General features: G+C 37.8%; 18 protein-coding genes and 2 pseudogenes. 5 read left to right on the top strand and 15 right to left on the bottom strand.

Annotation, left to right across the window (positions count from 1 at the left end; translation table 11 throughout):
• Nucleotides 1–59 precede the first annotated feature (59 nt).
• The 4 genes from HMPREF3249_RS05900 to ftsW all read right to left on the bottom strand — a co-directional run bounded on the left by HMPREF3249_RS05900 (nucleotide 60) and on the right by ftsW (nucleotide 5,677).
• On the bottom strand, nucleotides 60–1,124 hold the full coding sequence (locus HMPREF3249_RS05900) for an anti sigma factor C-terminal domain-containing protein (RefSeq protein ID WP_059220921.1): 1,065 nt from the start codon (nucleotides 1,122–1,124) through the stop codon (nucleotides 60–62).
• Nucleotides 1,111–1,581, bottom strand: coding sequence for an RNA polymerase sigma factor (locus HMPREF3249_RS05895; RefSeq protein ID WP_059220923.1), 471 nt, complete (start codon nucleotides 1,579–1,581; stop codon nucleotides 1,111–1,113). Before HMPREF3249_RS05895 ends, HMPREF3249_RS05900 begins: the two co-directional genes overlap by 14 nt.
• Before the next feature lie 125 nt (nucleotides 1,582–1,706).
• Nucleotides 1,707–4,406, bottom strand: coding sequence for a phosphoenolpyruvate carboxylase (ppc, locus tag HMPREF3249_RS05890; protein WP_059220925.1), 2,700 nt, complete (start codon nucleotides 4,404–4,406; stop codon nucleotides 1,707–1,709).
• Nucleotides 4,407–4,444: 38 nt separating this feature from the next.
• The gene (gene ftsW / locus HMPREF3249_RS05885; protein ID WP_070867521.1) at nucleotides 4,445–5,677 is read right to left on the bottom strand and encodes a cell division peptidoglycan polymerase FtsW; all 1,233 of its coding nucleotides are present in this window, start codon (nucleotides 5,675–5,677) and stop codon (nucleotides 4,445–4,447) included.
• A gap of 279 nt (nucleotides 5,678–5,956) precedes the next feature.
• Here ftsW and HMPREF3249_RS05880 point away from each other — a divergent pair, with 279 nt between their 5' ends.
• The 5 genes from HMPREF3249_RS05880 (at nucleotide 5,957) to lysS (ending at nucleotide 10,469) form a co-directional block, all read left to right on the top strand.
• The gene (locus HMPREF3249_RS05880) at nucleotides 5,957–6,793 is read left to right on the top strand and encodes a glycoside hydrolase family 25 protein (protein WP_003023924.1); all 837 of its coding nucleotides are present in this window, start codon (nucleotides 5,957–5,959) and stop codon (nucleotides 6,791–6,793) included.
• Nucleotides 6,794–6,919: 126 nt separating this feature from the next.
• Entirely contained in the window at nucleotides 6,920–7,762 is an 843-nt protein-coding gene (locus HMPREF3249_RS05875; RefSeq protein WP_070867520.1) for a DUF368 domain-containing protein, read from the top strand.
• Nucleotides 7,762–8,244 (top strand): aminoacyl-tRNA deacylase, encoded by a 483-nt coding sequence (locus HMPREF3249_RS05870; RefSeq protein ID WP_059220932.1) that lies wholly within the window; start codon nucleotides 7,762–7,764, stop codon nucleotides 8,242–8,244. The genes HMPREF3249_RS05875 and HMPREF3249_RS05870 overlap by 1 nt, the downstream gene beginning before the upstream one ends.
• A gap of 12 nt (nucleotides 8,245–8,256) precedes the next feature.
• A complete protein-coding gene (locus tag HMPREF3249_RS05865; protein ID WP_059220934.1) occupies nucleotides 8,257–8,898 on the top strand; it encodes a histidine phosphatase family protein in 642 nt (213 codons plus the stop codon).
• Between the two features lie 83 nt (nucleotides 8,899–8,981).
• Nucleotides 8,982–10,469 carry a lysine--tRNA ligase gene (lysS, locus tag HMPREF3249_RS05860; protein WP_049533098.1) on the top strand — a complete coding sequence of 496 codons (1,488 nt, stop codon included), beginning with the start codon at nucleotides 8,982–8,984 and terminating at the stop codon, nucleotides 10,467–10,469.
• A 124-nt stretch (nucleotides 10,470–10,593) separates the two neighbouring features.
• Here lysS and HMPREF3249_RS05855 read toward each other — a convergent pair.
• From HMPREF3249_RS05855 to HMPREF3249_RS05810, 11 genes and pseudogenes are all read right to left on the bottom strand, one after another.
• Nucleotides 10,594–10,808: pseudogene (locus HMPREF3249_RS05855) on the bottom strand (TfoX/Sxy family protein); the annotation flags it as partial.
• Between the two features lie 21 nt (nucleotides 10,809–10,829).
• Nucleotides 10,830–11,258, bottom strand: a complete 429-nt coding sequence (locus HMPREF3249_RS05850) for a VOC family protein (RefSeq protein ID WP_049533099.1) — start codon at nucleotides 11,256–11,258, stop codon at nucleotides 10,830–10,832.
• A 56-nt stretch (nucleotides 11,259–11,314) separates the two neighbouring features.
• Nucleotides 11,315–11,629, bottom strand: coding sequence for a TfoX/Sxy family protein (locus HMPREF3249_RS05845; protein WP_003028998.1), 315 nt, complete (start codon nucleotides 11,627–11,629; stop codon nucleotides 11,315–11,317).
• A gap of 31 nt (nucleotides 11,630–11,660) precedes the next feature.
• A pseudogene (locus HMPREF3249_RS09245) lies at nucleotides 11,661–11,940 on the bottom strand (CD1845 family protein).
• A 135-nt stretch (nucleotides 11,941–12,075) separates the two neighbouring features.
• Nucleotides 12,076–12,642: a GrpB family protein gene (locus tag HMPREF3249_RS05840; RefSeq protein ID WP_049493335.1), complete on the bottom strand. Its 567-nt coding sequence runs from the start codon at nucleotides 12,640–12,642 to the stop codon at nucleotides 12,076–12,078.
• Nucleotides 12,643–12,796: 154 nt separating this feature from the next.
• Nucleotides 12,797–13,885, bottom strand: coding sequence for a glycerol dehydrogenase (locus HMPREF3249_RS05835; RefSeq protein ID WP_070867519.1), 1,089 nt, complete (start codon nucleotides 13,883–13,885; stop codon nucleotides 12,797–12,799).
• Nucleotides 13,886–13,915: 30 nt separating this feature from the next.
• Complete coding sequence (locus HMPREF3249_RS05830) at nucleotides 13,916–14,584, bottom strand: fructose-6-phosphate aldolase (protein ID WP_070867518.1); 669 nt, start codon at nucleotides 14,582–14,584, stop codon at nucleotides 13,916–13,918.
• 14 nt (nucleotides 14,585–14,598) lie between these two features.
• Nucleotides 14,599–17,040: a glycyl radical protein gene (locus HMPREF3249_RS05825; RefSeq protein WP_070867517.1), complete on the bottom strand. Its 2,442-nt coding sequence runs from the start codon at nucleotides 17,038–17,040 to the stop codon at nucleotides 14,599–14,601.
• A 167-nt stretch (nucleotides 17,041–17,207) separates the two neighbouring features.
• The gene (locus tag HMPREF3249_RS05820) at nucleotides 17,208–18,509 is read right to left on the bottom strand and encodes a PTS sugar transporter subunit IIC (protein ID WP_022526286.1); all 1,302 of its coding nucleotides are present in this window, start codon (nucleotides 18,507–18,509) and stop codon (nucleotides 17,208–17,210) included.
• Nucleotides 18,510–18,511: 2 nt separating this feature from the next.
• Entirely contained in the window at nucleotides 18,512–18,832 is a 321-nt protein-coding gene (locus tag HMPREF3249_RS05815) for a PTS sugar transporter subunit IIB (protein WP_003023895.1), read from the bottom strand.
• Between the two features lie 20 nt (nucleotides 18,833–18,852).
• Nucleotides 18,853–19,176 carry a PTS lactose/cellobiose transporter subunit IIA gene (locus HMPREF3249_RS05810; protein ID WP_003023891.1) on the bottom strand — a complete coding sequence of 108 codons (324 nt, stop codon included), beginning with the start codon at nucleotides 19,174–19,176 and terminating at the stop codon, nucleotides 18,853–18,855.
• Nucleotides 19,177–19,326: the final 150 nt, after the last annotated feature.

Below are 19,326 nucleotides of genomic sequence, written 5' to 3'. Positions count from 1 at the left end.
CCTTACTATTTTATCAAATTTTCTTCAAATTGCAAGCATTTTACGCCTTTTTTATCAATTTATTCTTTGTCCAACTTGTAGTATGGTTGATTTGGTATAGAAGCTCCAATGCTTGATGCATAAATCCACTCCTTACCTTCCAGCTGTGCAAAATTTTCAGATTTTCCTGTTAGGATAACGCCTGAGAACTCTAATTTTTCTAAGTCTTCTTTTTTAGACAAGTCTAGCTTACCAAATTTTTTCAAGTAGGTTTTAATATCATCTGACGGAGTTACATTATTGTAGGTACTTTTTCCAAATCCACTTTTAATATATTTCTTCAGATTAACCAAGAATCCATCTACATCTTTCATTTGGGCAAGTCTGTTACTCAGTCTCTCTCCTTCTTTGAGATTTTTAATAGCTTCTTCTGCTTCCTTTTTGTGAACATATTCTTTTTTCGTTAGATAATCTGGACTTGTGCCGTATAGATTACTTGGTTGCCACCAACTTGGATCGCTTGTTGAATTTGTACCAATCCAATACCAATTGGTCTTTAGATTCTTAGGTATCATAGCCCGAATTTCTTTTAAACTATATGGTTTATCAAAGGTCAGAGCCACTTCTACCAGTTGATTTTTCATTTCTTTGATATAAGGAAGTTCTTGGGTTGGTTCATGGACAGATTCTCCTTTCTCCTCTTTCACATCTTTATTGTAGAATTGTGGCACTTTTTGGTTATTTTCTATTTGAATAGTTGCCCCAGATTCTGTATATCTGCCAGAATTTGCATGAAAAAGGATTCCTCGATTGATATTAAAAATTCCAAAATCTGCCTTATATTCACCATAGTCGAGTGGAATTCCATAAATATCTTTAGCTTGTCTACCTTTAATACCACCATGGAGCATGTCCCCACCATTAGCAGACCAGGTATACGTTTCAATATTAGGAAAGGCAACGCTTTCAACTAGTTGTACCTCATTGACTACCTTCCAAGCTTGGTTGCTGATGAGTTTTCCCGTAATCATACGAGCACCAATATATATTCCAAAAAATACTACCACTACTGTTGTTGACCAGAGGATAATCCGCTTGGTATTTCGCTTTTTGTTTTTCTTTGCAACGATTTCAAAAGTTTCCATGATGATATCCTTTCTTTTCCAAAACCTGTCGAAGTTTCTTTCGACTGCGCATGAGCTGAACCTTGACCTTGCTTTTAGAATAATGAAGCACTTCTGCTATTTCGCCTGTTGAGAACCCTTGAAAATAATAAAGATCCAACATGATTTTATCCCGTATTGGCAACTTTTCCACCTCCTCCATGAGAAAGTCGTAGTCTGATCCTTCAACAATCAATTGATTTCCCTTTGTAAAAAAATCTCGTCTCAGAATTTCCATATAATGCTTATCACGCCGGTATTTATCAATATAGCGGCGAATGGACACACGATACATCCAAGCTCGCATTTTTTGAGCAGGGATGACAAAATCAGACTCTAGCATTTTGATAAAAACATCCTGAACAACATCTTCTGCTTGCTCTTTTGGAACGCCTGAGCCTTGCAGATAATAGACGATTTCTTTTGCAAAGGTAATCAAGACTTTTTCATAATCATCTAGTTTGATATCCTCATCCCCCTTCCTTCACTAGTATAACGAATTGGAAGCGTTTTGGGTTACAAAGATATAAAAAAATCGGAAATAATCCGATTTTTCATTCTTCATCAGCCTGAGTTTCTCAGTCCTGTCGCAATTCCGTTGATTGTGATGTGAATCAATCGTTCTTCATCCGAGGATAATTCTCCACGGCGTTGACGCTTGATGAGTTCTAGCTGAATATAATTCAAAATGTTAAAGTAACGCATGCGGTAGTCCAAACTGTCTCGCAAGTATGGATTTTCCTCTAACAGGTCATCATAATCTTCAATAGCAAGAATAACATTCTTGGTTAATTGCCACTCATCCAAAATTGTATAATAAATTTCTTGTACTTCTTTATCTTCACACAATTGAGCATATTCAAAGGCGATATTCATATTCGACTTTGATAACACCATGTCTACATTGGACAAAAGCGATTGGAAGAAAGGCCAATTTTTATACATCTTTCTCAAGAAAGCAAGATTTTCTTCTGGATTTTCATCAATAAATTCTTTAAAGCTGGATCCAACACCATACCAACCAGGGAACATCACCCGACTTTGCGACCATGAAAAGACCCACGGAATGGCACGCAAGCCACCGATTTCAGTAATTGTTTTACGCGCAGCCGGTCGCGAACCAATATTAAAGCTGGAAATAGCTTTGATCGGACTTGATTCAAAGAAATAATCATAAAAATGCTCATTTCCAAAAACCAAATCACGATAAATTTGGTAGCTTCGTTCCACTACCTGATCCATAATGCGCTCGTAGCGGTTAGATGTGCTGGTATCGCTCTTTTTCTTGGTAATCATACGATTAATCGTTGCCGACACCAGCATTTCTAAATTGTAATAAGCAGCGTCTTTATTTCCGTATTTATTGCCAATGACTTCTCCTTGCTCTGTCAAGCGAATCCGGTCATTGATACTGCGGAGAGGCTGAGAGGTAATAGCTTCATAAGTAGGGCCGCCACCACGACCAACCGTTCCACCACGACCGTGGAAAAAGGTGATTTTTACACCAAATTCATCTCCAATAGCTGTCAGTTGCTGTTGCGCTTTATAGAGAGTCCAGCAGGATGATAAGTAACCACCGTCTTTATTGCTGTCTGAATAGCCCAGCATGATTTCTTGATAGTTGTTATTAGAGGCAATCCATTTCTGAGCGATTGGAAGAGATAAGTATTTCTTCATCGTGTCATAGGAATTATCCAAGTCTTCAATGGTTTCAAAGAGCGGCACAATCTGTACACGCGCAAATTCTTTGTCAATGAGACCAACTTCCTTGTGCATAACAGCCAACTCTAAAAGGTCAGACACGCTCGTAGCATGAGAAATAATGGTTTGCTTAATAACCGCATCTCCTAGCTTGTCTTTCAACTCACGCGCCGTTTGAAAAATCTCTAATTCTTTTTGCAAAAGGGCAGATTTTTTAGCATGTGTAGCAGAAAGAATCCGCGGATCATAGAGAAGTTCATTTAGCAGAACGTGACATTTTTCGTCTTCAGAAAGCTCGCTATAATGCTCCACAATTCCTGCGCTCGCTAATAACTCCGCAACGCAGGCTTCATGAACACTAGAATCTTGTCGCATATCAATGGAAGCAAGGTAAAAACCGAATACTTCCACTGCTTGAAGCAACTCAGTAAACTCACCAGAAATCATTGCTTCGCCTTTATTTTCAAGAAGAGACTGCTTGATAGCTAGTAAATCATGTTTAAATTCTTCAATTTTGTGGTAATGTGGCTCTGTTTTGATTTGGCTAATAAAGTAAGTCTTTGTATTTTTCAGTTTTGTTCGAATATGGTAGAAGGCTCGACGATATAATTCTTTTTCGCGGTAAATAGAATTATCTTCTGACAGATAAGCCATTTCCTGCACCGCTTCACTAACTTTTACGATACCTGTTGACAAAGAAAATTCACGGTACAAATTAGCAACTTTCGTATCGTAATAGTTCATAATCACTTCACATTGGGTCAAAGCGGATTTTTTCAATGTTTCAGCTGTAACATAAGGATTTCCATCTCGGTCGCCACCAATCCACATTCCCATTGTAATAGGGGTTGGATTTTTTAAGTCAATTCCATGTTTTTTGGCTAGGCGCTTGTATTCTTCTGTTAAATTAGTCACCGCCTGCAAGAAAGAGCTATTGTAGTATTCCATCACATTGGTGATTTCATTGGTCACTTTTAATTTCTTCTCACGAATCATATCTGTCCGCATGATAATTTCGATATACCGACGAAGATTATTGTGCCATTTTTGCTCATTGAGCAAGCCCATTCGCACATCGCGGTATTTACGCAACAAAACGTGAATATGATTGGTCAAATCCAGCATAGTCGTTCGTTGCACTTGAGTTGGATGAGCTGTTAAAACAGGGACCACATTCAAATGCTCCAAAATTTCAGCAGCGTTTTCCTTTTCAGCAACCAAATCAATCGTTGTGGATAATTTCCCAAGATAATCTTGACCCACATTATTTTGATAGTTAATCTCAAAAGCCAAATCCACATCTTCTGAAATATTGATTAAAAGAGGCAGGATTGAAAAATAACGAGAAATATAGGACATTTCCTTGTTCGATAGACTTTGAACAATCTCATTTAACCCTTCATAATTTCCAGCTGCTGCTAATTCTTTTAAAGCAATGATTTTTTCAAAGGTTTCAGGACTCAGCATATTTTTTGTAACTTCTTCTAATAAGTCCGTCAGAATCGTAACTTCTTCTTTGATAACTTCTTTATTGTTGTAATTTTCTAATTTTTGAAGTGACATAATCTACACCTTTCAATAAGCTTTTGCTCAATCTAACGTTAGCGAATAATTCTTAAACCGTGATTGGTTTCTTCGATTTCTCTATACAAACTTTCTCGTTTTTCATTGGCATCAATGTTTAACACAAAAGCAATCGCTACGGATAATACCAACAAACTATTTCCACCTTGTGATAAGAAGGGGAAGGTGACACCCGTCGAAGGAATCAAACCGGAAATTCCTCCAATATTGACAAACGTCTGTGTCAGTAGCATTCCACCGACACCAAGAGCCATCATAGAATTAAATGGATCTTTCGCTCGAATTCCCACAAGAATAATCCGCAAAATAAGGAAAAATAAGAGGGCTAAAATCAAGCTGGCACCGATAAATCCAAATTCTTCAATAACAATGGAAAAGACGAAGTCTGTCTGTGCTTCTGGCAAATAACCACGTTTTTCGATAGAATTTCCTAATCCTAAGCCAAACCAACCGCCATTGCTCATGGCATAATAGGAATTAGCTAGCTGGTGACCTGCGCCTGATAAATCTTTAAAGGGGTTAAAAAAGGCACTAAATCGTTTTGCTACATAGCCAAACACAGGAACCTGAGCAACTTTTTCCACACCAATCAACCAGATGCCTGCTAAAACTGCTGTGGAAAGAGTGACCAATATCCCAAGAAGAGTTGAAAACCAGCGATAACCAATCCCACTAACCGTTACCATGATTAAGGTCGTCAGCAAAAGAATGGTCGCATTCCCCAAGTCAGGCAGCGCTGCCACAATCCCAATGAGCACCACGACCAGAATTCGCCAATCGTTCAGTGCGCGTGGAATCAGTTGATTTCGTGTTAAAGCCTGATAGTCATACGTTGCGATTTCATCTTGCTGATGAGAAAACCGCTGTGCTAAAAACCAAATCAGAATAATTTTTAAATACTCAGCCGGCTGGAGACTAATCGGACCAAATCGTAACCAACCATGTGCACCATTGATTCGGGCACCAAGGAAGCGAGATAAAATTAAAAGCAAGATTTCCACAAAAATAACAATGACAATCAGTCGATTGTCTTTTAAGAAATCTAACTTTATTTTGTAAATTAAAGCAATGGCAAGTAAGCTGATTACCCAGAAAATTCCTTGATTTAAAACAGATCTGAGCGAATTTGCTCCTACCTGTACTAAAGTGGCACTTGACGTTGAATAAACAACTATCAATCCCAAAATAGATAAAACCAAATAAGGAATCAAAATGGAATAATTCAGCAGGTGGCGTTTATCAATTTTCATAGTTCACCTAATATTATTAAATTTTCACCGAACATTATACCACTTTTCAGGGTAAAAAAAAAGTATTTGACGAACGGTATTTTTTAAATCCTTGCAGTATCTAGGCTAAACTTTAACTAAAAAAAGAACAATAACTGAGTTTATGAATAGGATTTATAAGCATTCTTCACCATTATGTCCAATAAACCGCTTTCTTTAATATTTCAATTTGATGACAAATACTTATTTTCTACTAGTTTATTTTGCTTTTTATCTGACTTTACGTTAAAATGAAATTATATGAGAAAGAGGATTAAACCGCTTGTTGTCTTTGTTTTCTTTGTTAGCTTCATTGCGATTATTTTAGGAGCGAAGCATTATTCAGAAAACAAGGAAACTAAACAGCAAAAGGACGCTATTACACAAACATCAGCTGCTTCTCAGTCAACTGATACTTCAGATTCCGATGAAGCAGACAAAGCCTATAAACCAATCATTGACTTGTCCGGCTGGCAATTGCCAAGTGATATTAACTATGACGTACTAGCAAAAAATGTTTCTGGCGCCATTATACGCGTGCATAGCGGAGCACAAGCAAAAAAAGAAAATGCAGCTACACACTTAAACGGAATTGATAAATCCTATCAACGCCACATAGAAGAATTTCAAAAACGAAATATTCCTGTCGCTGTCTATGCTTATGTGGCAGGTAGCAACAAGAAAGAAATGCAAAAAGCTGCCGAAAGTTTTTATAAAGCTGCTTCAAAATACAAACCGACCTACTACTGGCTAGATGTTGAAGAAAAAACTATGGAGAACATGAATGCTGGTGTTGAAGCTTTTCGCGCTAAGTTATCATCATTGGGTGCTAAGAACATCGGGATTTATGTCGGAACCTATTTCCTTGAAGAACACAGTATCTCAACTAAGAAATTCACAGCTATTTGGATTCCAACTTACGGCTATAATGACGGTTATTACAACACTGCCCCTAAGACAGACTTAAAATACGATTTACATCAATACACATCACAAGGCTCAATTGGTGGTTTTGCACATGATGTCGATCTTAATCAGCTATCTCCTTTAAAAAATCAGACAAAAACATTTAAAAAATTATTTGGTAATGGAAAATAATAACTCTGTAATAGTTTGAATCGAAAACTTTGCAGAGTTTTTCTTTTCTTCTCGTCTAGTTATCACTACTTTCTTGTTTCTAAATATGTTATAATGACTAACAAAGAAAAGTTTAGGGAGTAATGAATGATTTCTTGGTTAATCAGAATTTTTAAGGGAATTGTCATCGCGCTAGGATTTATTCTCCCTGGGGTATCTGGTGGAGTTTTAGCCACTATTTTGGGGATTTACGAGCGGATGATTTATTTTTTAGCGCATATAAAAGAGAATTTTCGTGAAAATGTACTCTATTTTTTACCTGTTGGTATTGGAATAGTTTTAGGGATTGCACTATTTTCCCTGCCAGTTGAATATCTCTTAGAGCATTATAAAATCATTGTTTTATGGGGATTTGCAGGAGCGATTATCGGTACGACTCCAAGTTTGCTAAACGAATCTACCAGAGAATCTGATCGCGACCGAACTGATGTTATTTGGTTCGTAGCCACTTTTTTCATCTCTGGGATTTGCATTTATTTCCTCAATAGTTTAGTCGGAACATTGCCAGCAAATTTCTTGACTTTTATTTTAGCTGGTGCCCTTATCGCACTGGGAATTCTCGTTCCAGGATTAAGTCCTTCAAATTTGCTCTTAATTTTGGGACTGTATTCTCCTATGCTAATCGGTTTTAAATCTTTAGATATTTTGGGAACCTTTTTACCAATCGGAATTGGCGGTCTCCTCGCATTTGTGATTTTTTCCAAATCTATGCACTATGCTTTGGAAAATTATCATTCTCGAGTATATCATTTTATCATCGGTATTGTCTTGTCGAGTACCATTCTCATCTTGGTACCAAATCCTGGGAACAGTGAAAGTATTCATTATGCTAATACTTCTATCATCACTTTAGTTACTGCTGCCTTCTTCTTTGGTTTGGGAACTTGGCTGGGCGCTTGGATGAGCCAATTGGAGGAAAAGTATAAATAATGGCTAAAAAAACAAAAATTAAGAAAACTCTTGTAGAGCAAATTTTAACAAAAGCAAAAATTCCTCACAAAGGCCTCCAAATTAATGCTTTAGAAGGACAATTACCTGAAGAAATAGAGCGCTCACAAATTTATAAAACTTTAGCTCTAACAGGTGATAAAACAGGAACAGTCATTGGAATTGTGCCCATAACAAAACACCTTGCAGAAAAAAAACTAGCTAAAATATCTGGCAACAAAAAAGTCAGCATGATTCCGCAAAAGGAGTTGGAAAAAACAACGGGTTATATCCATGGCGCAAATAATCCTGTCGGCATTCGGCAAAAACACCACTTTCCTATTTACATTGACAATTCAGCTTTAACACGCGAGACTATTATTGTCTCAGCTGGAGAATTAGGACACAGTATTGAAATAAACGCAAAGGAATTAGCAAATTTTGTCGAGGCAACCTTTGCAGACATAAAAGAGGATTCAAAATAGAAAGGGAACTGTATGAAACTCTACTTCGTTCGACACGGAAAAACTCAATGGAATTTAGAAGGGCGCTTTCAAGGAGCTAATGGTGATTCACCGCTGCTTGAGACTTCTATTGAAGAATTGCACTTGCTTGGAAAACACATGGCTTACATTAAATTTGACAAGATTTTTTCAAGTGATTTACCACGCGCAATGGCAACTGCACAGATCATCTGTAGTGAAAATCAATATTCATCAGTTGTTGAACCACATACAGAGCTACGCGAATGGCAGCTTGGCTCCCTAGAAGGACAGAAAATCTCTACAATTACCGCCATCTATCCTCATCAGATGCAAGCTTTTCGTCATAATTTGGCAAAATTCAACAACTCTATTTTTGGTGCAGAATCGGTCTATAATACTACACGACGTACAATAGACTTCATTAAATCACAAAAAGGACAATCTTATGAAAATCTTCTTTTTGTTGGTCATGGAGCGAATTTAACCGCTTCTTTACGTTTGTTATTAGGCTATGACTTTGCTCAACTGCGTCAGCAGGGAGGCCTTGCCAATGGAAGTGTCACTATTCTTGAAACACAAGATTTTGAACATTTTACACTTCTTGATTGGAACAATGTTGATCACTTAAAAACAATTGAAACCGTGAGCGTATAAAATCACGGTTTTTTCTTTATTTATAGGTGAATTTCTGCCTTATTTATGATAGAATGAGGAAGGTAAACTTTAGGAGGAAGAATATGACTACTGAACATATTGAAGAATTAAATGACCAGCAGCTGATTCGTCGTGAAAAAATGGCTGCTTTAGCAGAACAAGGCATTGACCCATTTGGTAAACGTTTTGAACGTACCGCAGATTCTGCCCAATTAAAAGAAAAATATAATGATAAAACAAAAGAAGAACTGCACGAATTAGCTGAAACTGCTACAATTGCTGGCCGCCTTATGACCAAGCGTGGTAAAGGAAAAGTCGGTTTTGCTCATATCCAAGACCGCGAAGGGCAAATTCAAATCTACGTCAGAAAAGATACTGTTGGTGAAGAAAATTATCAAATTTTCAAAAAAGCAGATATTGGTGACTTCCTTGGTATTGAAGGTGAGGTTATGCGTACAGATATGGGAGAGCTTTCGATTAAAGCAACTCACATTACACACCTCTCTAAAGCACTTCGTCCATTGCCTGAAAAATTCCATGGACTAACAGACGTTGAAACGATTTATCGTAAACGTTATTTGGATTTGATTTCCAATCGTGAAAGCTTTGAACGCTTCGTGACTCGTAGCCGCATCGTTTCTGAAATCCGTCGCTATCTTGACAATCAAGGATTCCTTGAAGTTGAAACGCCTGTGCTACATAATGAAGCTGGTGGTGCTGCTGCTCGTCCGTTTATCACCCATCACAATGCGCAAAATATTGATATGGTGCTTCGTATCGCGACTGAATTGCACTTAAAACGTCTAATTGTTGGTGGTATGGAGCGTGTCTATGAAATGGGACGCATTTTCCGTAATGAAGGTATGGACGCTACTCATAATCCTGAGTTCACTACAATCGAGGCTTATCAGGCTTACGCAGACTTTGAAGATATCATGGACTTGACAGAAGGGATTATCCAAAGTGCAGCTAAAGCTGTTACAGATGCCGAAAGTGTCCCTTATCAAGGTACTGAAATCTTTATCGGTCGCAAGTTTGCACGTAAACACATGCTAGAAGCCATTAAAGAACAAACTGGCATTGATTTCTGGAAAGAAATGACTCTCGAAGAGGCCACTGCACTAGCTAAGGAACACCATGTAACGGTTGAAAAGCATTTTACAGTCGGTCACATTATCAATGCTTTCTTTGAAGATTTTGTTGAGGATACCTTGATTCAACCTACATTTATCTATGGGCATCCAGTTGAAGTTTCACCTCTTGCTAAGAAAAATGCTGATGACCCACGCTTTACAGACCGCTTTGAACTCTTTATCGTTGGACGTGAATTTGCCAACGCCTTTACCGAGTTGAACGACCCAATCGACCAATTAGCGCGTTTTGAAGCGCAAGCTAAAGCCAAGGAACTCGGAGATGATGAAGCAACTGGTATCGACTACGATTACGTAGAAGCTCTTGAATACGGCATGCCACCAACTGGAGGTCTCGGAATTGGAATTGACCGCTTGATTATGCTGTTGACAGATGTCACTTCTATTCGTGACGTATTGTTGTTCCCTACGATGAAATAAACAATTTCTTATCAAATGAATACTGAGATAACAAAAATGACCTTGCTCCCTCGTTCAAGAGGGACAAGGTCATTTTTTAACTCTATCATAATTGAATTTTTTCGTTCAAAATTCTACTATAATCAAGAATTATTTCTTTTGCTCCATCATACGGCAAGTCATACACTACATTTGGCATATCTGCACAGGTTTAACAAGTAATCTATCATCATGTATTCCGCCAATAATTTTTCCATTATAATAGATAATAAATTCTCCCATCATAGCTCTATAACTAATATTATCTAATTCAGATACTTGTTCTAAAATAAAGTCTAAGTATTCTTTGCTTGAAGCCATTTTTTATATCTTCTTTAATTACTAAAATTTCAATAGTCCATTTTTGTCAAACTTAAAATTTGGTCCCCATGCAACTTCCCAGTAATATCCATCTAAATCAGAAAAATAGGCGTGATATCCACCCCAAAAAGTGTCTTGCGGTTCTTTTACAATTCTTCCACCAGCATTTTGTACTAATTCAATTACACTATCAACATCTTCTTTTTGTTCAACATTGTACGCTAATGTAATTCCAGAAAATCCATTTCTCTTTGGTGGGTTATTTTCATCAATATCTTTTGCCAATTGTTCTAAAGGAAATAGTTCAAATTTTGTTCCTGGAGTATTGAAAAAACATACCTGTGGATTATTTTCTTTACAGTCAGTCTTATATCCTAAACCATCTCTGTAAAACTTTATTGACTTTTCCATATCGCTAACACCTAAACAAATACAAGTAATCTTATTCATTACTACCTCCATAATTTCTAATTAACTTTCATCTAATAAATTAAGATTTGTCTTTCTCATCTGGCTTTCGCAGGTTTCTTTTCCGGAAGTTCAGCATACATACCATCCAGAAGTTCCAGAATTAGAGCCTTATCATCAAAACTATCAAATACATGCATCAAGGTTTTTGAACCTTCATACGGATAACGCAGTTCGGAATCTGCAAGCAGTCTGTCCGATGTCGGCGTTCTCTTTAAAAACAGTTCATTATTACAAATGTCACCTATCAGCTTACCATTAAAATATACAAGGTATCCGCCCATCATAGATTTTATGACAATATCACCGGATTTAGAAAAACTATCGCGAACATATTCATTAATTTCATTCACCTTGATTATCCCCCTCCAAATTCCAATCTATCTATATCGCCCTAATCTTATCATTTATCAATTTGATAAACGCTATCACTGTTTCTCCTATCATCGGAAGCCTGTAAGGACTAAATAGGAAGCCGATAATCAATCCTGATATGCCTATTCCGACTTCTCCTTGATTGAAAGAAGCTAATGCTCCAAATATGCAACATCATAACGATATACAACAACACCGTTCCTATGCCAAGCAAGAATGTCAGAAAAGTTGTCAAAATTGATAAGATAAGACTAATCGGGAATAAGATAATTTTCAATATAAATCGCATACACTACCTCTTTTTCAAATCCAATATTTGCGTTTGATTTTTTCGCCATTTTATACTCGTTTCATATTTTAGTTACATCCATTTTACCACATTTCAAGCAAGTAAAAAAGCACGATCACAGCGCTCGTACCTATTTTAATATCTTCCTATAAATTTTTCTTTTGCAATTTTAGTATATCGTTTAATAAACTTACACTTTGCATCAGTGTAGCCGTCTCTATCATGTTCAAATTTCTTCCATAAGTTCAGCTTTAAATGTTCATATTCTTTCGCTACATTATGATTCTCACGTAAGTAATCTCTGAAGTACAGTTCATCGTTATCTCCGACAACTCTAATGTGAAGATGAAAGACTTTTTCTGCAAAACCTTGCTCCGTGTATCCTTTATTTAATGAGATTCGTCGTGTACTTTGACTCATGCATAGCCAATTATTTTCAACAAGAATATTTTTCACTATTTCTAGTTCTTCTGCTAATCGAACCTCAAGTAATATATCTACTATATTCTTTGCCCATATATTTTGAACCGCAGTACTACCAATATGAAATATTCTTACTATATATTTAGCTGGTATCAGGGACAAAATAGCAGTTGCTTCCTCATCATACCAATCCGCCCATTCTTTATTATGTTTTACAAGAAATATGGGAAACAACTGCCATAATTCTTCTAAACTCATGTTTTCTAATTTTTTACTCAATCTGTCCTCCACTAGTTTGCATTTATTTCTCACATTTATTATCATTATAACATTTTCAATGTGCATCAGGCGTTTATTATTTCTGATTAAAACTTTTAGCTATCACTACACGAAAAAACAAGTCCAATCTAATCGGACTTGTTTCTTTTTATTTTTATAAGGAGTTTACATAACGATCGACTGCTAGGATAGCACCTGCAATATCAGATGCTGAAATCTTAAACGGCATCTGATGAATGGTTTCACCTTCAATAGTAGCTTGCTTACCAACCTTGAGCAAATCATCATAGCTGGCATTTTCTAAATGCATTTCTACCAAAGTCGTAGGCATACCAATTTTCTGATAGAAACGAATATATTTTTCCAACTCCTCTTTTGGACGGTTTTCAAGAAAGAGCTGTGTTAGCGTTCCATAAGCTACTTTTTCTCCATGAGTCAGATGATGAATATCACCAGTCAGAGCTGTAAATCCATTGTGAATGGCATGAGCAGCAGCCAATCCACCACTTTCAAAACCAACACCGCTGAGAAGCGTATTAGCCTCAATGATATGCTCAAGAGCTGGTGTTACCACCTGCGCCTCACAAGCAGCCAGTGCTTGTAAACCATCTGCAAAAAGAGTTTCTTCACATTTTTGAGCAATAGCTGCGCCTGCTAAAGTCTGTCTTTGTCCCAGCATGGTCTCTCCATTTGCCTGCATAACCGCACGCGCTTCAACCCAAGTCGCTAAACCATCTGCAATTCCAGAAGCCAACAAGCGCTTTGGAGCTTGAGCAATGACCTTTGAATCTACTAGAACAAGATCTGGGTTCTTGGTGTAAAAAATATATTTTTCAAATGCTCCTTCCTCAGTATAAATTACTGAAAGAGCTGATGTTGGTGCATCTGTCGAAGCAATAGTCGGTGCAATCACGACGGGATTTCCCAATAAATCTGCAATTGCCTTAGCACTGTCAATTGTTTTTCCACCACCAAGACCAATCACTAGATCTGCTCCATCTTTTTCAGCTAAAGCAGCTACCCGATTGATTTCATTATCCGAAGCTTCACCATTAAAACTGACATGCAATATATGAAGTCCATAGCGAGTAAGACAGGATTGGAACTTCTTTCCTACAATTTGATAAACAGTGTTGTCACAAAGCAAAACTGGATGGTTTCCTAAGTTCAAAATCTGTTTTGCATTTTCAAATAAGGCATCTTCACCTTGAATATAGCGAGAAGGGCTTGCAAAAGTTCTCATAAAATACCTCTTCCTACGCAAAAATGGAGATTAGATGTACTTTTGACCATGAATGAATGACCAATCTGCTGCAAAATCATCTACTGCCTTTGAAATAGACGGCATAGCAAAAGCTGATTCAAAGACATCTGCACCTGCTGTAATAGCATGGGTACCATCAGCAAAAGCCTTGTTGACTTGTCCTACATTTTTAAAGGAAGCTGCTAAAATTTTGCTAGATGAACCTTCTACTGCAATCGCATCCGCCAATTGGCCAATAACTGCATCTGAATCAATGTTCAAATTTTCCATACGGTTATAATAAGGGGCTAAATAATCTGCGCCTGCTTGAATGGCTAATAAACCTTGGAAAATGGTATAAATAGCAGTTGCCGTAATCTTGTAACCTTCTGCTTTTAAAACCTTTATAGCGGCTAAACCTTCAGGGGTTACAGGTACTTTGACAAACACATTTCCACTACAATGCTTGCGAATTTCAGCGGCATCTTTTAAAATTCCCTGATAATCTTTGGCAACAACCTGAATATGAATGGAAGGAGCTTCCCCAATAATTTCTCTAACTTCTTGGATACGTTTAAAGAAATCAATCTCCCCCTCTTTTTTAGCGATGGTCGGGTTAGAAGTCACTCCTGCCAAGGGGAGAACTTGCGACCATTTTTTTATTTCTTCTACATTTAATGTATCAAGCATGAATTCCATAAACTGGACCTCTTTTATAATGTGTGTTCTGTACGTCCGATAATATCATCTTGTGTTGCTTTGGAGAGTACATTGAAGAATGCCGAATATCCTGCAACACGCACAATCAAATCACGGTGTTTTTCAGGATGCTTTTGCGCATCAATCAAGGTTTCTCTAGAAACAACATTGTATTGAATATGATAACCGTGCAAACGGTTAAAGAACGTACGAAGTAAAGCAATCAATTTAATTTTATCTTCTTCCTTAGACAGGGTCTGAGGATTCACTTTTTGATTGAGCAGAACGCCCCCAACAATTTCATCTGTCGGCAATTTAGAAACAGATTTCAATACAGAAGTCGGACCATTCTTGTCCATATTGTGAGATGGAGAACAGCCTTCAGCGAGCGGTGTTCCTGCATTGCGGCCATCTGGTGTCGCCAAAGTACCGCGACCTTGACCAACATTGGCTGAAATAGAAGATGTTCCTGAATAGCGGATACCGCCAATTGGACCGCGTCCATAACGGGTATTTGGATATTTAGCAATTTCATCCACATAAATATCATAAGCATCAGTCACCAGCTTATCAGCGTAATCATCATCATTACCATATTTCGGTGCATCAGAAATCAACATCTCTTGAATCTCCTTGCCACGCTCACCTGCATAGTCCGTTTCAAGCGCATGCCAGAGTTCAGCTGGAGTCAGTTTTCCTTCTTCAAAGACTAGCTTCTTGATGGCTGCTAGTGAGTCTGATAGATTGGCAATACCGACTTGGAGACCAGAAATATAGTCATAGACAGCTCCCCCCTCTTTCAAATGCTTACCGCGTCCGATACAATCATCTGTCAAAGCTGAGCAGAGGATATCCGGCACTTCTCTTTCAAGAGACAGGTCGATAGAATTTTCCACGATGACACTCATACGAGTCAAGTGACGCAAAGTCTTGTCCCAAGCCGTTTGCAACTCAGCAAAGCTCTTCATGTCTTTAAAATGACCAAAGCTTGGTGCAAAACGCTTGCCAGATGCGGGATCAATTCCATCGTTCATAGTGATGAGAAGCACCTTAGGAAAATTCATATAGCTCATTCCCGTGCAACGATAACCCCATTTACCTGGCACAGCTGTCTCCACACAGCCGATAGCACTGTAGTCGTATGCATCTTCTTCCAAAACGCCTTTGGCAATAAAGGACGGAATAATAATCTCGTCATTATTGAAAGCAGGCATTCCAAAACCTAGTTTCATAACTTCTATGCATTCGTTCATAAAACGAGCATCTAGACCAGCATGGTAGCGAACTGTTAAGTTCGGCTGTGGCAAATGCGTCTGTGCAACAGATCTCAAAACCAGATATGAAAGGGGATTTACAGCATCTTTTTTATCACGTGTTTGTCCACCAATTGTCACATTTTGATACAAAGGACTACCAGCAGATGAGAAAGTATGAGCCTGACTGCGTACTTTATTGATCGTAATCGTCTTAATCCAAAGATTGGTTAAGCGTTCGACAATGCTTTCTTCCGTCTCGCGACCAGCTTCCAAGTCCGACTTAACATAAGGATACATGTATTGGTCAAAGCGCCCATAAGAGAGGGAGTGACCATTAGACTCAATCTGTAAAATACACTGGATAAACCAGACAGACTGAATAGCTTCAGCAAACGTTTCCGCTGGTTCGTAAGGCACTTTGGAGCAAATTCGAGCAATTTCCAATAATTCCTGACGGCGCTCTGGGCTTGCAGACTCTGCCATATCTTGAGCTAATTTGACAAAACGATCCGCATAAGCTTTCACAGCATCCACTACAATGAAAATGGAATCATAGAAATGATATTTATCAATACTAGCCGGATCTGTCAAATCCAAGGCCTCCTTAGCTGCCCGAGCTTTTTCCTCAAAACCTTTCAAACCATATTGAAGCAATTTTTGATAGTTGACTGCCAAGTGAGCATCACCAGAGTTCATCTTTCCTTCCATGCCAAAGAAGCCAGTTTCCATATAAACCTGAACTTCTTCTGGAAGTAAAGCCCCAGCTCTAGCACGGAGGTTATTGTTTTCCCAGAAGGGAGCGATGCTCCGGATTTGTTCTTTCGTTTCCTCTGTAATATAGAAAACATCGCCATCACGCTTTTCAAAAAGATCTAATTCATTGAGTACAAATTCTAAAGTATACTCTGGGAAAATAGGTGCATCTTTATTAGATGAAGCCTGATTTCCAACAATCATGGTCTCATCTTCAATATAAAGCGTCATATTTTCCAAAATTTCCTTAAGCATATAAGCACGCTTCAGAACATTTGGCTTTTCTTTATGCTCTTGATAAGCTCTTGTTGCAAGAACAGCACGTTCAGCATCAATATAAGGTTTCTTGTCCAGCACATCTTCCCGATACTTGTTCATTCGGTCCGTTAAACTACCAAAATAACTTGTTTGTATCGTCGTTTTTTCTATTTCTTTTACATTAGGCATCACAGCACAACCTTTCTTATGAAATTATTTTTATTTCTTTCGTAACTATTGTAGCATGCAAGATGCAAAAATTCAATCATCTATAATCAATTATCGAATTAAAGATTTTTTGCACATTTGTGCTCAATCAACGTTAAAATAATTTCTTTACAGTGATACAATGTAGTTTATCCTTCCGCTTTCAGTTCATTACTGTAAGCAAGATTGTCTTGGAATTTAAAGAATGGGAAATAGATGAGAGTGGACATAGCTAAAATGACAACTTGGATGAGAGCACCCTGCCATCCTGCTACTAAGAAACCAGAAATAATAGCTGGTGTACTCCATGGCAAGGTCACCCCTGAAAATGGCTGCATAAAGCCAATTGCTATAGAACCATAAACAATTACAGCCGCTAAAACAGGTACAAGAATAAAAGGCAAGAACATGACGGGATTCATAACAATTGGAAACCCAAACACAACTGGTTCATTGACATTAAAGATTGCTGGAAAAGCAGCAACCTTTCCTAGTGCTTTGTATTGTTTAGACTTAGCTGCAAAGAGCATGGCTACCACCAAACCAAAAGTAATACCAGAACCAGACAAAATAAGGAAACTATCCAAGAATTGCTGAGTGACAATGTGAGCACCTTTTCCAACAGATAACTTTCCAGCAGCAAGCAAGGCTTTATTAGCATCCAGATTTGAAAGTAAGAGAGCGGTCACTACACCATTGACAACAGATTGTCCGTGTACACCAAACCACCATAGGAAAGAGATGAAAAAGGCAATACCGATTGCACCGTAAAGGGAACCAGTCAATCCTTGCAGCGGTACTTGAATCACACCGTAAATCATTTCGATAAAAGTACCACCCTTTGTCAGCATTTTAGCAAGAATATAGACTACCATGGAAAGGAAGAATATCACAAAAGCTGGAATCATAGCCTCAAATTGCTTGGCGATTGCTTGAGGAACTTGCTCTGGCATCTTAATAACAATATGTTTTTGAATAAACATGGTATAGATACTACCGACAACCAAACCAATAATAATGGCTCCAATAATCCCCTGACCGCCAAACCAAATCTTGGCAATCGCGTCTGTAATTTCTTCACCTTTTTCTGGAATATAAGAAGATTTTAAAAGAATGAAGAAAGAAGACACAGATAACACACCTGCCGGCAGAGGCTCTACACCACTATTTTTAGCATAAGAATATCCTATAGAAAAACAGGAAATCAAACCCATAATCGCAAAAGTTCCTGAGTAAACCTGCATAAATGGCTCGGTCCAATTTTTCCCGAAAATGCCTGCAATCGCCTGATTGAGGCCTTCAAATGGTAACTGTCCTACAATCAGAAAGATACTTCCAACAACTGTCAAGGGCAGAATTGCCAACATACCATCCTTTAAGGCAATAATACCGCGCATATTGACAAATTTCATAATCGGCGTAATAATTTTTTGAGTATCTACTTTAGCCATAACTAAGCTCCTTGTTTTTGTTCCAAAAGCCCCAAAGCGAGATTCAATACTTTTTTACCATCTAGCATGCCATAATCCGCCATTGGAATAACCGCAATTGGAATATGGTTCTCTTCGCAAATGGCAGCTGACTTATCCAAAGTATAAGCTACTTGTGGTCCTAACAAAGCAACATCCAAGTTTGGTGCATAATCTGCTAACTTGGCCTGAGAATAAGCATCAATCTCAACCTCTAAACCAGCTTCTTTCGCAGCTATTTTCATATTATTGACCAACATTCCTGTTGAAAAACCTGCTGCACAAAACAACCCAATTTTGATCATATCTTCATCCTCCTGATGATTTATTTTTTCACTTGTAATTCTTTTCTCAAGTCAATGATTTCCTTGATAAGATTAATTTCTGTAATACTGGTCATCAAATGATCCTGAGAGTGGACAAACAAAGCTGTAATTTCTGTCTTTGTTCCCCCCGCTTCCTGTGCCAAAAACTCCGTTTGAAGATTATGAGCTTCTAATAATGCCTGATCTGCCAATTCTAGATACTCATTACACTTTTCAAACTCACCATTTTTTGCTAATGATAAAGCTTGGTAAATATGCTGTTTGGCATCCCCAGCATGCAAGATTAACCCCATAATGATTTGATCAGCTACAATCACTTCCATATTTAACGTTACTCCTATTTTTATTTACAAAATATATCTTTCTTTTATTTGAAAGCGTTTTATTTTTGTTTGTAACTCAAATTTATCATCTTTCTCTTATTCCGTCAATATATCACTGAACAAATTCTCTTTTTTTATATTTATCGCACA

This window comes from Streptococcus sp. HMSC36C04 (assembly GCF_001839535.1).
In the GTDB taxonomy this organism is placed as follows: Bacteria; Bacillota; Bacilli; order Lactobacillales; family Streptococcaceae; genus Streptococcus; species Streptococcus hominis.
The sequence above is the reverse complement of the archived record's forward strand: the minus strand, read 5'-3'. Positions and strand labels throughout refer to the sequence as shown.

Coding starts and splice junctions, on each gene's coding strand:
- HMPREF3249_RS05900 (WP_059220921.1), bottom strand. CDS start 1,124: ATGGAAACTTTTGAAATCGTTGCAAAGAAAAACAAAAAGCGAAATACC.
- ppc (WP_059220925.1), bottom strand. CDS start 4,406: ATGTCACTTCAAAAATTAGAAAATTACAACAATAAAGAAGTTATCAAA.
- ftsW (WP_070867521.1), bottom strand. CDS start 5,677: ATGAAAATTGATAAACGCCACCTGCTGAATTATTCCATTTTGATTCCT.
- HMPREF3249_RS05880 (WP_003023924.1), top strand. CDS start 5,957: ATGAGAAAGAGGATTAAACCGCTTGTTGTCTTTGTTTTCTTTGTTAGC.
- HMPREF3249_RS05875 (WP_070867520.1), top strand. CDS start 6,920: ATGATTTCTTGGTTAATCAGAATTTTTAAGGGAATTGTCATCGCGCTA.
- HMPREF3249_RS05870 (WP_059220932.1), top strand. CDS start 7,762: ATGGCTAAAAAAACAAAAATTAAGAAAACTCTTGTAGAGCAAATTTTA.
- HMPREF3249_RS05865 (WP_059220934.1), top strand. CDS start 8,257: ATGAAACTCTACTTCGTTCGACACGGAAAAACTCAATGGAATTTAGAA.
- lysS (WP_049533098.1), top strand. CDS start 8,982: ATGACTACTGAACATATTGAAGAATTAAATGACCAGCAGCTGATTCGT.
- HMPREF3249_RS05850 (WP_049533099.1), bottom strand. CDS start 11,258: ATGAATAAGATTACTTGTATTTGTTTAGGTGTTAGCGATATGGAAAAG.
- HMPREF3249_RS05835 (WP_070867519.1), bottom strand. CDS start 13,885: ATGAGAACTTTTGCAAGCCCTTCTCGCTATATTCAAGGTGAAGATGCC.
- HMPREF3249_RS05830 (WP_070867518.1), bottom strand. CDS start 14,584: ATGGAATTCATGCTTGATACATTAAATGTAGAAGAAATAAAAAAATGG.
- HMPREF3249_RS05825 (WP_070867517.1), bottom strand. CDS start 17,040: ATGCCTAATGTAAAAGAAATAGAAAAAACGACGATACAAACAAGTTAT.
- HMPREF3249_RS05820 (WP_022526286.1), bottom strand. CDS start 18,509: ATGGCTAAAGTAGATACTCAAAAAATTATTACGCCGATTATGAAATTT.
- HMPREF3249_RS05815 (WP_003023895.1), bottom strand. CDS start 18,832: ATGATCAAAATTGGGTTGTTTTGTGCAGCAGGTTTTTCAACAGGAATG.
- HMPREF3249_RS05810 (WP_003023891.1), bottom strand. CDS start 19,176: ATGGAAGTGATTGTAGCTGATCAAATCATTATGGGGTTAATCTTGCAT.